Source organism: Caballeronia sp. ATUFL_F1_KS4A (genome assembly GCF_023630905.1).
In the GTDB taxonomy this organism is placed as follows: domain Bacteria; phylum Pseudomonadota; class Gammaproteobacteria; order Burkholderiales; family Burkholderiaceae; genus Caballeronia; species Caballeronia zhejiangensis.
Genome location: NZ_JALQEB010000044.1, coordinates 85,778 through 98,914 on the forward strand (window position 1 = coordinate 85,778; position 13,137 = coordinate 98,914).

General features: G+C 64.2%; 12 protein-coding genes and 1 pseudogene. 4 read left to right on the forward strand and 9 right to left on the reverse strand.

Features of this window, described 5'->3' with window-relative positions:
- A pseudogene (locus NCS03_RS29255) lies at positions 1-1,571 on the reverse strand (S53 family peptidase).
- A gap of 93 nt (positions 1,572-1,664) precedes the next feature.
- Positions 1,665-1,988: a DUF4148 domain-containing protein gene (locus NCS03_RS29260; RefSeq protein WP_250442119.1), complete on the reverse strand. Its 324-nt coding sequence runs from the start codon at positions 1,986-1,988 to the stop codon at positions 1,665-1,667.
- A gap of 195 nt (positions 1,989-2,183) precedes the next feature.
- On the opposite strand from NCS03_RS29260, the gene NCS03_RS29265 reads away from it, so the two are divergent.
- From NCS03_RS29265 to flhC, 4 genes are all read left to right on the forward strand, one after another.
- The gene (locus NCS03_RS29265; RefSeq protein ID WP_033535665.1) at positions 2,184-3,119 is read left to right on the forward strand and encodes a cation diffusion facilitator family transporter; all 936 of its coding nucleotides are present in this window, start codon (positions 2,184-2,186) and stop codon (positions 3,117-3,119) included.
- Positions 3,120-3,314: 195 nt separating this feature from the next.
- On the forward strand, positions 3,315-5,675 hold the full coding sequence (locus NCS03_RS29270) for a putative bifunctional diguanylate cyclase/phosphodiesterase (RefSeq protein ID WP_250530357.1): 2,361 nt from the start codon (positions 3,315-3,317) through the stop codon (positions 5,673-5,675).
- A gap of 193 nt (positions 5,676-5,868) precedes the next feature.
- Entirely contained in the window at positions 5,869-6,186 is a 318-nt protein-coding gene (gene flhD / locus NCS03_RS29275; RefSeq protein WP_250530358.1) for a flagellar transcriptional regulator FlhD, read from the forward strand.
- Positions 6,183-6,752 (forward strand): flagellar transcriptional regulator FlhC, encoded by a 570-nt coding sequence (flhC, locus tag NCS03_RS29280; protein ID WP_250522611.1) that lies wholly within the window; start codon positions 6,183-6,185, stop codon positions 6,750-6,752. Before flhD ends, flhC begins: the two co-directional genes overlap by 4 nt.
- A 10-nt stretch (positions 6,753-6,762) precedes the next feature.
- Here the strand turns inward: flhC and NCS03_RS29285 are convergent, their stop codons facing one another.
- The 7 genes from NCS03_RS29285 to NCS03_RS29315 all read right to left on the reverse strand — a co-directional run bounded on the left by NCS03_RS29285 (position 6,763) and on the right by NCS03_RS29315 (position 13,114).
- Positions 6,763-7,428 carry a type VI immunity family protein gene (locus NCS03_RS29285; RefSeq protein ID WP_250530359.1) on the reverse strand — a complete coding sequence of 222 codons (666 nt, stop codon included), beginning with the start codon at positions 7,426-7,428 and terminating at the stop codon, positions 6,763-6,765.
- Between the two features lie 254 nt (positions 7,429-7,682).
- Positions 7,683-8,210: an SMI1/KNR4 family protein gene (locus NCS03_RS29290; protein WP_144403556.1), complete on the reverse strand. Its 528-nt coding sequence runs from the start codon at positions 8,208-8,210 to the stop codon at positions 7,683-7,685.
- 9 nt (positions 8,211-8,219) lie between these two features.
- Entirely contained in the window at positions 8,220-9,203 is a 984-nt protein-coding gene (locus NCS03_RS29295; RefSeq protein WP_284504510.1) for a PAAR-like domain-containing protein, read from the reverse strand.
- 15 nt (positions 9,204-9,218) lie between these two features.
- A complete protein-coding gene (locus NCS03_RS29300; RefSeq protein WP_175982427.1) occupies positions 9,219-10,289 on the reverse strand; it encodes a beta-ketoacyl synthase N-terminal-like domain-containing protein in 1,071 nt (356 codons plus the stop codon).
- Positions 10,286-11,284 carry a DUF2169 family type VI secretion system accessory protein gene (locus NCS03_RS29305; protein WP_250530361.1) on the reverse strand — a complete coding sequence of 333 codons (999 nt, stop codon included), beginning with the start codon at positions 11,282-11,284 and terminating at the stop codon, positions 10,286-10,288. The genes NCS03_RS29300 and NCS03_RS29305 overlap by 4 nt, the downstream gene beginning before the upstream one ends.
- A gap of 61 nt (positions 11,285-11,345) precedes the next feature.
- On the reverse strand, positions 11,346-12,635 hold the full coding sequence (locus tag NCS03_RS29310; RefSeq protein WP_250530362.1) for a TIGR02270 family protein: 1,290 nt from the start codon (positions 12,633-12,635) through the stop codon (positions 11,346-11,348).
- Between the two features lie 11 nt (positions 12,636-12,646).
- Entirely contained in the window at positions 12,647-13,114 is a 468-nt protein-coding gene (locus tag NCS03_RS29315; RefSeq protein WP_250442125.1) for a DUF6484 domain-containing protein, read from the reverse strand.
- Positions 13,115-13,137: the final 23 nt, after the last annotated feature.

The window sequence follows — 13,137 nt, forward strand, 5'->3', positions numbered from 1 at the left end:
TCAACTCACCGCATCCTTCACCTTCTTGCCATCGGGCCGTCCGAGGCCGGTGCAGGCGTCCCATCCGGCTGTCGCGTGGAAATCGTCGTTATTGCCCTTTGTGATGTCGACGAGCGCCAGCGGGTCCTTGTAGAGATGCGGATTGATATACCCCACCGGCGCGCCCTTGATCGCGTTGATGCGCGCGATCAGTCCGGCCCATAGCGGCGCGACCGCGCTCGTTCCGCCGATCACCATGTCGTGACCGTCGACGCGCACTTCGTAGCCGGTCACGGGATCGGCATTGCCGGCGACATCGGGCACGCCGCGCATCGCGAGCGGACTGTGTGCGCCGCCCGCGCGCGTGACCCGCAGCCCTTCCTGCCACGCGGGCAGCGCGAAGAACGAGCTCACGCCGCCGCCGGTCGCGCCGCCGTTGGCGCCGTCGTTCATACGGTCTCGCTAGCGATTCCGTTGCCGCTCGCCTGCAGCGACGTGCCGCCGCAGCCCAGCGCATACGGACTGGACGCCGGGAAATCGACGTGATCCGCGCCATCGCCCACGCCGTCGCCGGAACCGTTGTCGCCGGATGCCGCGCAAATCGTCACGCCGAGCGCCGCCGCCGACTGGAACGCCTGATCGAACGCGTTCATCGCCTGCTGCGTCCATGCCGATTCCGGACCGCCCCAGCTGATCGAAATCACCGACGGCTTGTTCTTCGTGTCATGAATCGCGGTGCCGATGGCGTCGATAAAACCCGCGTCGGTGTTGGGCGCGAAATAGACGACGATCTTCGCGCCCGGCGCGACCGCGCCCGCGACTTCGATATCGAGCATCACTTCGCCATCGGGACCGTTCGGATCGCCGGTCGGATGGTTCCGTCCGTGATCGACCGAAACCGCGGTCACGGACGGCGCCTTCATATTCAGCGACGCGAAATACGTCTTGAGATCCGCGGGACGGTAGCCGCCGCCCAGCTCGATGATCCCGATGCATTGATTCTGGCCGTCGCCTTGCGGGAAGTCATAGAGCGACGCGAGCTGCACGGGCGTGAACGTCGACGCGCCCGCTGCGCGCGCTGTCCAGCGCACGTTGCCCTGCGCGCGGGTCCGGAAGCTGGGCCGCGCCTGCGGACGGTTGTCGAGACCCATGACGGCATCGACGACGCCGTTCAGTTCATCGGGCAGATGGATCGGTCCCGTGCGGCCGCGATAGGTGCCGCCGTCATGTTCGTACTGTTGCAGGCTCACGCCGAAGGCCGCGTCGAACTGCGCGACCGTGCCGGAGAGCACGACCGCGCGCCGCGCCTCGTGACTCTCGACGACCGACAGTCCGTGCTTTTGCGCGAACGCATGGACCGCCGCCAGGTCCGCGCTGTCCGCGCCGAAATGCTTCGTGAACTCGTCGTGATCGATATGCTTCGCCGACGCGCCTTGCGCCGCGAGCGCGCTGATGTGCTTCTCGAACGCATCGTGCGAGCGCCGTCGCACGAGCATGGTGACCTCCAGACGTTCGTTCGGGTCTGCCTTGCCGATGGGCTGCGCGTCCTTTAAACACTCGCGTTCGCTTCCGTTGAGCGGATGGTTTGCCATGTCTGAACACTCCTGAGAAACGCCGCCGTCGTGGGTTGCGTTTTCGATGCCTCGCGGGCGGCGGGCGGGCATCGGATGCCGTGCGATACGCGCTTATTGACCGCCGAAATAGATCTGCTTCATCTCCTGCGCTGATGCCGGGCGCATGACGGCGCGAGCGCCCGTCGCCGACGCGCCCGACATCGCGCCGCCATAGCCAGTCGCGTCGTTCCGGCTCGATACGCGCGCCTCCGCTGCCTGGATCGCCGCCGGATAGCCGGGATCCTCGCCTCTGCCCGGGTAGTAGCCGGCCTGCTCCAGTTGCTCGAGCTCGGCGCGCACCTGGGCGCGCGTGAGCGCCGCGTCCGTCTGCGCGAGCGCGGCAATCGGCAGCGCAAGCGCGGACGCCGCCGCGAGCGCCATCAAAATCGGTTTCATGATGATCTCCTTGATGATGCGAAAGTCCGTGACGCGGACGTGCTCGTCCGCAGATGAAAGACGATCACCGATGGAAAAAATCGCATTCTTCGTTGCGCGATATGAACGCGATGCGCGCGAAGGGCAACGCCTTCGCGAATCGTCCGTAGAATCGCGTCAGAATAATGCTGCGCGAAAAGCTGCAAGGAGCTAACGATGTCACAACGAAACACTGACGAGGCGCTTCGTCGCATGGCGTCGATCGTCGCGCTGGTGTTCGCGCTGGTGCTCGTCGTGTTGAAGGTGTGGGCCTGGTTCGCGACCGGATCGATTTCGCTGCTCACCGCCGCAGCCGATGGCCTCGTCGATGTCGTCGCGTCTTCGGTGACGTTCATGGGTGTGCGCTATGCCCTGCGCCCGGTCGACGAGGGGCACCGCTACGGTCACGGCAAGGCCGAAGCGGTGGCGGCGTTCGTGCAGGCGCTGCTGCTCACGGGCGTGGCTGTCGGACTCGGCATCGAATCGGGGCAGCGCGTCGTGAATCCCGAACCGTTGAATCAGACAGACTTCGGGATCGCGGTCATCGTCGTGAGTACGCTTGCGGCCATCGGACTCGTGCTGATGCAGACGTGGGTCGTGAAGCGCACGGGATCGACCGCCATCGCCGCCGACCGCGCGCACTATGCGACCGATATCGCCGTGAATATCGCCGTGCTCGTCGCCCTGCTGCTCGATCACTTGCTCGACTGGCCACGCGCCGACGCAATCGGCGCGCTGTGCATCTCGCTCTACATGCTGTGGAACGCGCGCGGCATGGCGGTGGCTGCGCTCGTGCAACTGCTCGATCGCGAACTGGACGATCCCGAACGCGCGCGCATTGCGGCGGCCGTGACGGCGGTCGAAGGCGTGCAAGGCGTGCACGACATCCGCACGCGAAACGGCGGCGATCGCGTATTCGTCGAGTTCCATCTCGAAGTGGCCGGCGAGCTGACCGTCGCGCAGGGCCACGCCATCGCCGATGACGCGGAAAGAGCCGTGCAGCGGCTCTTTCAGGCATCGGACGTCACGGCGCACGTCGAACCGGCGGGCATCGTCGACGATCGTCTGGACGACCGCGTGCTCGGCACGGCATCCACCGCCGGCCACAAGTGATTGCATCGGTTCGTCGTGGCGCGGCGCACGCGGCATCGGCTGGACAAAATTACCGCGTCGGCGCGTCGGCCGACGCCCGCCGGCTTCCGGGCGCCTAAAGCTCCCGAATCCGGCTGACGTAAACAAGGCGTGATCTTCGCTAAAAGCAACGCCGAGCCCGCTGCCCGTTCATCGAGAGCCCGCGTCATCAACGTAATGTCCCAGTCTCCCCAATCCGGATCGTCCAGCACCGTCGCCAGCGGCGATCGCTCGCGACAGGGGCACAAGACCGCGCGAAATCAGGAATTTCTCGCTTTCTTTCTGTCCACGCGAAGCGACCGCGCGACGCTCTCCTGGACCGTTCTCACGCAGATCGGCCTCGCGGGCCTGGGCGTCGGCGCGCTCTGCTACCTCGCACTGTCGTTCGTGTCCGAAGGTGCGGCTTCCTGCGCGGGCGTCGTCTCGGGCGCGATCGCGTTCGCGTTCTTTTTGCGTCGTGCACGCCGGAGCGCCGCGCGCGCGAACGCCACGACCGCGCTCGCAAAAGCGCTTCTCGACGCCAATCGCGAATGCCTGAAACTGCTCGACGCCGATGGCCGCATGGTCCGCATTTCCGAATATGGCGCCGAACTCATGGAAGCGAGCGCGCCCGAACAACTCGCCGGTTCGAACTGGCTCGGCTTCTGGTCCGGTGAAGACGCGACCGCCGCGCACGATGCGTTTCATGCCGCCATGAGCGGCGCACGCGCGACATTCCGAGGCAGTTGCCCGACCACGTCGGGCGCGCCCAAGACCTGGCATTCGCGCCTCATTCCGATAGAGAACGGCGACGGCGGCGTGGAAGGCGTGATTTGCGCCTCGCAGGACATGACGCAGCAGGCGGAACTCGCCGCCGCGCTCTGCGCCAGAGAGACGCTGATGTCGGAGATGGAGGCGCACGTCGGCCTTTGCTTCTATTCCTATAACGCCGATTTCACGGGCTTTCATCACATCAGCGCGGGATGCGCGGCCGTCTTCGGCCTGGATGCGCAAACGTTTCGCGAGTCGCCCCAGGCCTGGATGGCGCTCGTGCTGCAGGAGGACCTGCCGCAACTCACGGCCGCGATGCGCCGGATCGCCGAATCGAAAGTCAGCCAGAAGGCGCTATACCGCATCCGCCGTCTGGACGGCAATGTGCGCTGGATTCAAAGCACCGGATCGCCCGTTCTGGACGGCGCGGGCAATGTGGCGCGCATCGTCGGCATCAGCGAGGATGTCACGGCGGAGCAGGACCGCCTCGCCGAACTCGACCGCCTCGCCTTCACGGATTCGCTGACCGGTCTCGCGAATCGCGCCGCGCTCATGTGCAGGATCGACGAGCGATGCCGCAAGCAGGCGCCCTTCGCGCTGATGTTCATCGACCTGGACCGTTTCAAGGTGCTCAACGACACGCTCGGTCACACGGCGGCGGACCGGCTGCTCAAATCGCTGAGCAGGGTCATCCGGGCCGCGTTGCCGGCCGATGCATTTCTCGCACGTCTCGGCGGCGACGAATTCGCCGTGCTGATCGACGGCGCGAAGCACAAGGACCCGCTCGCCGAGATCGCGCGCGCCACGCTCGATGCGCTCGTGCAGGCGGATCAGGCACACCGCGCCGGCACGATCACGGCGTCGATCGGCATATCGGTCTTTCCCGAAAACGGGGCGAATCGCGAGACGCTTCTGACGAGCGCCGATATCGCGATGTATGCGGCCAAGAAAGCCGGACGCAACGGCTACCGTTTCGCCGACAAGGATTCGAGCGAACGCATCGTCGATTTCGAACTCGAGCGCGACCTGCCCGCGGCGCTCGCCAAGAAGGAGTTTCAGCTTCACTACCAGGCGATCCACGAGCCGCACACGCGCGAGGTCCGCAGCGTCGAAGCGCTCATTCGCTGGCGGCATCCGGAGCGCGGGCTCGTCTCGCCGGGCGTCTTCATTCCCATTCTCGAAGAGAGCGGCTTCATCGCCGAAGTCGGCGCATGGGTGATGGACGACGCCCTGCGTCAGCTCGCGCTATGGCGGCAGGCCGGCGCGCGCGCGCTCGGCGTTTCGGTGAACGTGTCGGCGCGACAGTTGCGCGACGCGACCATCGTCGATGTCGTCGACGAAGCCTTGCGCCGCCATGCCCTGCCCGCCTCGACGCTGCAACTCGAACTCACCGAGAGCGCGCTGATGGACGACCCGAGCCTTGCACAGCGCACGCTCGGTGCGTTGAAGAAGCTGGGCGTGCGCATCGCCATCGACGACTTCGGCACCGGCTATTCGAGTCTGCGCTATCTGGCTGATTTCGCACCGGACTGCGTGAAGATCGACCGCTCCTTCATCACGCGGATGGAATCGGATCAGGCAACGCGCAGCATCGTGTGCGGCATCATCCAGATGTGTCACACGCTGGGCCTGAGCGTGACGGCTGAAGGCGTCGAGGAAACAGCGCAACTGGAATTGCTCAGGCATGCGCAATGTGACTTCGTGCAGGGCTTCCTGTTGAGCCGGCCGGTCGCCCCCGACGACGTGCTCGGGCTCCCGATCGCCACGCCATCCGCATTGATAGATTAGGAAAGGAACCGCGAAATTCGCGCGCTTGCTTTTCCTTTCGGTGAACCCTAACCTTACGCCGAAGTTGTGACTAAATGTAACGTTTGTATCAAGATGATCGCGAACGTCGATCGAGTCGCAAACGACGCACAAGAAAATTGCACGGCAAGAATGCCGGCATGAACCACGGGGTTTTTCCGAAGAGCGGGAAACCATGAATAGCAGTGAATCGCTTGACTCGATCCGCGAGATCAATCTGTCGTACGTGATCCTTGCACAACGCATGTTGCTCGAGGACAAGTCCGTCGCCATGTTCCGGCTCGGGCTTTCGCCGGAAATCGCCATGATTCTGGCCGGTCTCACGCCCGCGCAAACAATCAAGCTTTGCAGTTCGAACCAGTTGTTGTGCGCGTTCCGCTTCAACGATCATTCGTTGCTGTCCGCATTGACGCAACCGGCCACGCACGTCGACGTCGGCGCCACTCACGCCGCCATCCTGCTGGCCGGACAGCCGGCGGAACAGTTCGCATGAGCATGGAAACCACGCTTCGCAAAAGCGTCAGCGACGACGCGCAGGAAGTCTATCGCGCGATTGCTCTCATCGAACTGGGCGCTCGCATGCAGTTGCTCGAAACCGAGTTGACGTTATCGCGCGACCGCATGATCCGTCTGTATCGGGAATTGAAGGGCATGCCGCCGCCCAAGGGCATGCTGCCGTTCTCGGCGGACTGGTACATGACGTGGATGCCCAACATCCATTCATCGCTCTTCTACAACATCTATCTGTTTCTCAAGGAGCAGACACGCTGTTCGCGTCTCGATGCGTTGACCAAGGCTTATCGACTGTATGTCGAGCACTGCGGGCAGAACCGGCTCGAAGTCGTCCTGAGCCTGACGCGTGCATGGACACTGGTGCGCTTCTTCGAAGCGGACATGCTGCAGCAGACGCCATGCTGCCGCTGCAAGGGCAAGTTCGTCGCGCACAGGCACGATCTTCAGGTGCATTTCGTGTGCGGCGCGTGTCAGCCGCCGTCACGCGCGGGGCGGACGAAGAAGGCTGCGAGCAGCAAGGCCGAGTGCGGTTCGCTGGCGGCGTGAGTGGATGAACTCAGGTCGGCCATCCATGTGTGAAGCGCTGTAGCCACGCCATGGTCTGGCCGCCTTCCCATCGAGTGCTCCAGAACGGTTCGTGGCTTTTGATCTGCATCGGCAACAACGCATGTGCGACATCGAAATACGGTTTCAGATCCGCTTGAACGTTGCGGTCGCCGAGCGTCGGGCTGTCCGACACCTGCAAAAGCGTCGCGAAAGGCCCATCGACGAAATCGAAAGCAGCAAGCTTCGCCTGCGCTAATTCCTTTTGAAATTGCGTTCGAAAAGGTTCGCCGATGACCGTCAGCCAACTCAAGCACTTGTAGCCTCGCTTGAGTTCCCTGGCGCTCAGTTCGATCTCCTCCACATCGCAGCCCCAGTATCGGCGCGCCAAAGCATAGATGCGCTCGAACGAAACTTCTTCGTATTTCGAAGACGGACGTCCCTGCAGCAGATAACCGCCATAGCCCGAGCAAACCGGAAACATCGACATCATGTCGAGTGCGAGTGAACGGAGGAATGCGGCATCGACTTGCCAATCGAATTCGAAGCGAAAGAAGCTCGCCATTTCGGGTTCCGTAAAAGGCCGAAAGCCGTGAAACATGAAGACCCGCGAATCGACGGGCTTTTCGTCCGAAAACCCATAGCCCCAATGCACCGTCTTGCGCAGTTCGGGAAGCAAGACGGTTTCGAAGCGAATGCGCGCCGCCGCATCCCACGCTTCGAGCCTCGCCCACGAAACGGTCGACCTGTAGTTCCTGAAGACATCGCCGACCGCGCGAAGGTACGCGTCATACACGCGTCTCGCCGTGACCGGACCGGGCGGATCGGGCACATAGAACACGAGATGCTGTTTCAATTCGACCAGCGGCATGGGCGACGAAGGATCATCCGTGAATTCGAGGATGGGGTTTGCCATCGCGTCGGACTTCCCGGTCAGGGTTTGAGGTTTTTCCGGTCTTTCTGCTGAGCGGCAACACGACGCTCCAGCACTGAAAGATAGCCTTTCAGGAAAGCCTCGAAGTTATCGTGACGCCATTGCTCCCCGATGCTGGAAATCCACACAACCTCGTAGCCATGCTTAGAGGGCGAAGTGTCCACGTCGAACGAAACGCACTCCGGCGTGTTCCCCGCACCGATGACGAACTGGCTGCACGCCGGGTACTCGTCGACCATTTCCGGAAGGAGACCGTGGTCGTCGCGCGCGACCTCGAGCGCCGAAAGCAGTGACAATTCATCATTCATCAAGCTGGATACGCCATTGCTCGTGGACAGAAACAATCGATAACTCGCCGGCATGACGAGGTTGCGCGCTTGCAGAAAGGCATCGAGCGCCGCGAGGTCGCCTCCGCTCGCCGGCGGGCGCAGTTGAGGCCGCACGGGATCGTCGCTGAAGTAGCCGTTGAGCTTGAACTTGGTATCACTCAGCTTCTGCAGCAGGTCTTGCATCTGTTGGGTGTTCACGCGACCTCCTTAATCACAGTTACAAGAGGGATGCGCTTTCATGCGCTTGGGGGCGGGTTTGAGCCGGTTCATGCTGCCGCCGACCGTGTAATTCACGCGGGCGTCGGCCCATCGCATATTGGCGCTGGTGAGTGGCCCGCTAAGAGAAGCCGGGTGCATGTGATCCGGATTCATTGCGCCCCGGCCGCTGCGAGCGGGGTCCGCCAATCCTCCCGCCTGCTTCCATTTTTCGTGCTGACAGTCCGGCGGCTTCACGTTCTTCGGACTGTAAAACATGCGCTTGATGGCCGGATGATCGGGATTGCCGGCGGCCGCGGTCACTGCGTCGGCGAAGTCCTTCGCGAATTGCTTGAGGCTCGCCTGATACGCATCGTAGTGGTCGGAACCGGCATTGCTGGGGCTATCGCTCAGCCTCGCCTTCTTGCTCTTCGACTGGTTGTAGGCCTTGACCATCTCGCAGACCTGACCGCACATGCAATCGTCCCATTTGCGCTTTTTCTTTTTCTTCTTTTTCCCGCAATCCGGTCCGACCTGAGTCGCCGGCGGACGTTTCGATCTTTTCTGCTTCACGCCTGTCATCGTCGCGCCGGTATTGGGCGGAGAACCGTTCGGGCCGCAGTTGTTGAGCATCGGCTCGGCGAGAAGATGAACGCTCTTGCCCTCGATTTTCACCGTCATCGAACCCGGCGTGATGAATCTGGCCGGCCCGTGCGTGTTGCTCGAAAGCAGACCGCCGCCCGTGCCCTTGCTGGCCATGTCGCCGAAGCTGTTGAACATCGCGCCCCGGATAGCCACCTCGTCGCCCTCGATCTTGACGCTCGTCGAATAGCCGTCCGGCGAATCGCCCGATTTGGCGGTATTGGGCAACGCAGCCGGAACGAACGGAGCGGGCGGCCCCGGCATCTTGCACATGTTCGGGAGCGTGGCCCGAGCGGTGCCGGAACTGCCCTTGGTGACAGGCGTCTTCGGAGGATGGATTCCAACGCTGGTCATGGCGCGTCGAGCAAGTCAATGGCGCGAAGCGGCCGGCATCGTGGCCGATTCGAAAAGCGCGCAGGCCCGCAAGCCCGCCTCCGAACTCGACCAGATCAATGTTCTCGGGCCTGCCGCATAGCCACGCGACGCCGCCTGATGAGCCAGCATCGCGAACAATGGCCCGGACGCCGCGCCCACATCGCCCCAGACGTCCGCTGGCGACAGATAGCCGGTGGCATCCTTGAAATGCCGGCCCAGTCTCAGGCAGACGAACCCCCACTCTTCGCCTCGATAACGCTCGCCGTTGATATCGCAGATGACATGATCGATCGTCTTCCGCGCGCCCGGCGCGCTCGTCAGCGCGTCTCGCACGACCGCGGTCAGACCCTTGCCGACGCACACCTCGCGCGTTTTGATGAGGCAGCGCTCCGATCCTGTCGCAGCGGCGACGAGGTGCATCGTTTCGGCAACGCCGAGCCGCCGGCACGCGGCGTCGCTCATCAACAGGCAGAATGCCGCGCCTTCGCCGGGGACGAAGCCGCTCCTCGATCCTTCGCCTGCGATCTGCCTGCGGCCGTCGAGCCAATTCAGCGTCTCAGGATGCAGATAGCTGTCGATGCCGCCGACGACGCACGCGTCCAGTTCGCCGCTTCCGAGCGACTCGCTCGCCTTCCTGAAGGCCGCTACTCCGGCTGCGTGCCCCTGCGCATGCACCGAGACTTGTATCGGATCGATCGTCGATCCGCCCAGCCGCCGCAATCCCTGCATGACGGCGCTCGCGTCTTCATGCGTGAAGCCAGGGCGGATCTCCGGCAGCGCGACCATCATCGGCGATCGAAGCGGCGCTTCGCCCAGGTGAGCGAGGGCGCGCGTCAGGTCGCGCCACGCGAAACCTGCCAGCGCAAGCAGACGAGACGGACCGTGCAGCCCCGGGTCGAGTTCGGCGTCGAAGGCCAGGTTCACGTAGTTGCCGAGCCTGTCGACGATGAACGGATGCTCGCGCGCCGCCCCTATACCCGCCCGCACGGCCGCCGCGCTTGCCTCTGCCCCGAGACCGAGCGGCGTGCGCGCACCGGCGGCCGCCATGACGACGCGTGCGCTCATGACAGGTAATCCTTCTCGCGGACCAGCGTGCTCTCGAGATAATCGGGTTCGTCTTCGACCTTCAGAACCGTGACCCACACGAGCATCAAACGCAGCGCATCGGGTTCCAGTATCACCGACGAAAGGCGTGCGCGATGCTCCTCGTCGCGGGTGTCGATGCGCGTCGTGAAAGCCAGGCGCACCTTCGGCAGCGCGAAGGACATCGACCCTGCGGGCGTGAGGTTGATCAGTTCGACCGGCTCTCCGCCCTGCAGAGGGCTTGCGGGTTGCTGATCGGGTGGAGCGCACTGCAAGGAGTGCGGACTCCAATCCTCGGGCAACAGCGGCGAGCGATCGCGCATCCACGCATCGTCGTAAGTGCCGGCGCGTTCCCGCCTCGGCGACCAGAAGCTGTCGATGGCGCCGAACCCGGCGGGGCCATCCTTGTCCAGACGTCCGCTCGGGTATTCGAAATTGGGCATCGCCATGCCTTCCCGGCTCTGCCCGGCGCCGACTACGCCTCGCCCGACCGGATTTCGGGCGTCATAGCCGTGTCTGGCGGGGTCGTCGCCGGGCGCATCGTAGCCGCCATAAGCGAGCTCGTAGATGACCGGCAGACGGACGACCGGCTCCGCCAGCATGCGTCCGGGCATCCCTTTTCCCCATCTACGATGTCCGCGAACACGCAGCGTCTTGCGAACCGGCCCAACCCGCATGTCGACCAGAAAGTCGTCGCTGGGCCTGCCGCCGGGCGCGTAAGCGGTACCGTTGAGCACGATGTCGGTCGTCGGCTTGGGCCCGAGCAAGTCCGAGTCGTAGCGAAGGCTGGACCGTCCGGGCGTGCCGGTGTATTCGGCGGTCTCGACCGGCGGCGTCTGCTCGTCCGCGAGCCGCGGTCCCGCCGGCGTGATGTCATAGGTCGCCTTTACCGCGACGATCCATTCGTGCGTGCCCTCCTTGTCGCGCGTCCATGACGTATCGACTTCGTAGGCAGTCCGATTCTCGATGCTCCACATTGACGACCCCCTATCGCGAACAGTGTTAAGACGAAGCACGAAGAATCGTTTTGAAAGAGCGTCAATCCATCGCCTGCAATGCGCGTCGCTGACGCCATGCAGGCGCTGCGCAATTGAAGAGCACGCTGCGCGGATCGGCGAGGCGCAGTTGAATGGCCGCCGCGGCGCGCTGCCGCTGAGCGCCATTGCGCAACACGTCGATGCACTGCGCTTTCGACGACAACGCGCCCATGAGATAGCGCCCGTTGCCCGGCATCCGCGCCTTGTTGGCGTGCCACCATGTGCGCGTCTTGTCGGGGTCCGGCCACGGCGCGCCGTCGTCCTCTTCCTCGGCGGCATCGGCATCTTTTTCGCCGCCGGAATTCCCCGATGCCAACGGCGCGCGTTCCAGCCCGAGACGAACGAAATCGACTCCCGTGATGAGACTGAAGCTCTCGCCCGCGAGCCGCGCCACGCGGTCATCGTCCATACGGCCGATCAGCCACTGCGCATAACGTGGATCGCCGGTGAAACCGACGGCGCGAATCAGCCTGCGCGCACTCGCCGGTTTAGAAGCGAATCGCTCCAGCCATCGATGCGCATCGGCGGGCGCGAGCACGCTCGCCGCGAGCGCGAGCGCGATGTCGCCGAACATGGATGGCGTAGCCGCTATATCGCGTATGACCTCGAGCGCCTCGTCGCGATCGCCGAACAGCAGCGCGGATCGCGCGGCATGAAACCGGCATGACGCGTCCGCGTGATCGAGATGGGCCTGACATGTTCCGAGCAGATCGACGCGGCCGATATCACCCGCGCAGCGCAGCGCCCGGGCGCGCAGCACAGCGTCGTCGGAAACGAGCGCCGCGTCGAGATGCCGCTTCGGATCGACGCGATGCTGTGCACATCCCTCGATGCCGGCCAGTCGCGCGGCGGGGTCGTCGCACGCGAGCAGGATCGAGACGACACCGGCGAGACGGCCCGGACTCACCCAGCCGAACGCCGAATGAAAGCCCGCTCTGGCATTGGGCGTGGCCTGACTCAAAGCGAGCAGCCGCATGATCGCCGGGTCCGAACGCGCCTCGATGCAACCGACGGCGGCGGTGAACAGTTCGCCCTTGCCCGCGTGCTCCAGCGCCCGAATGCTCGAACGCAGGCCGGCGCGTCCCGCCACGGCGATGCCGTCGAGATGCGCCGCGATGCGTTCGTCGAGCCGTGTCAGATCGGAGAGCCTCACATGCGGCGCGCGCACGAGACGGGAGCGGATTCGCCGCAAGGCGGCGGCGTCTTCGACATGTTGCTCCAGCACGCGGAAAAGCACGCCGCTCGCCGAGTCGGCGACCGGTTCGGCTTCGTCGGCTTTCGTCGTGTCCACGGCGACATGCATCAGTTGATCTGCACCGATCCGCCGATGATGCGATTCAGTCCTGACGCACTGCTCGACACGCTGCTTCCGCGTATGCGCACATGTCCGTCGCGCGTGAGCGTGATGCTGGCTTTTCCGCAACGCAGCACCATCTGCTCCTTCGCCGTCACGAGAAGCCGCTTGCCATCGGCGTCGACATCGATCTGTGCGGGCGCATCGTCGAACGGCCAGGCTTCGCATCCGATCAGACAGCCGATGACGATCGGGCGCGTCGGGTCTCCGGCTTCGAACATCAGCGCGACTTGACGGCCGATATGCATGCCGCGCAGATCGACGACCGTGCGCGCGACGAGCGCCGCGCTCCCCGGCTGGCCAGGGTAGACGACGAACGGGGACGCAGCGTCGCCATCGAGTCCGATCAACTCGCCGATCCTCACCCCGTCGATGGCCGCAAGAGGGCCTTGTTCGAGAAAATCGCGTCCGCTCATCGCGTGCTCCTTCGGGTCTCATT

Excerpts from the sequence above, each read along its gene's own strand:
- NCS03_RS29260 (WP_250442119.1), bottom strand. The coding sequence starts at position 1,988 with ATGAAACCGATTTTGATGGCGCTCGCGGCGGCGTCCGCGCTTGCGCTG.
- NCS03_RS29265 (WP_033535665.1), top strand. The coding sequence starts at position 2,184 with ATGTCACAACGAAACACTGACGAGGCGCTTCGTCGCATGGCGTCGATC.
- NCS03_RS29270 (WP_250530357.1), top strand. The coding sequence starts at position 3,315 with ATGTCCCAGTCTCCCCAATCCGGATCGTCCAGCACCGTCGCCAGCGGC.
- flhD (WP_250530358.1), top strand. The coding sequence starts at position 5,869 with ATGAATAGCAGTGAATCGCTTGACTCGATCCGCGAGATCAATCTGTCG.
- flhC (WP_250522611.1), top strand. The coding sequence starts at position 6,183 with ATGAGCATGGAAACCACGCTTCGCAAAAGCGTCAGCGACGACGCGCAG.
- NCS03_RS29295 (WP_284504510.1), bottom strand. The coding sequence starts at position 9,203 with ATGACCAGCGTTGGAATCCATCCTCCGAAGACGCCTGTCACCAAGGGC.
- NCS03_RS29300 (WP_175982427.1), bottom strand. The coding sequence starts at position 10,289 with ATGAGCGCACGCGTCGTCATGGCGGCCGCCGGTGCGCGCACGCCGCTC.
- NCS03_RS29305 (WP_250530361.1), bottom strand. The coding sequence starts at position 11,284 with ATGTGGAGCATCGAGAATCGGACTGCCTACGAAGTCGATACGTCATGG.
- NCS03_RS29315 (WP_250442125.1), bottom strand. The coding sequence starts at position 13,114 with ATGAGCGGACGCGATTTTCTCGAACAAGGCCCTCTTGCGGCCATCGAC.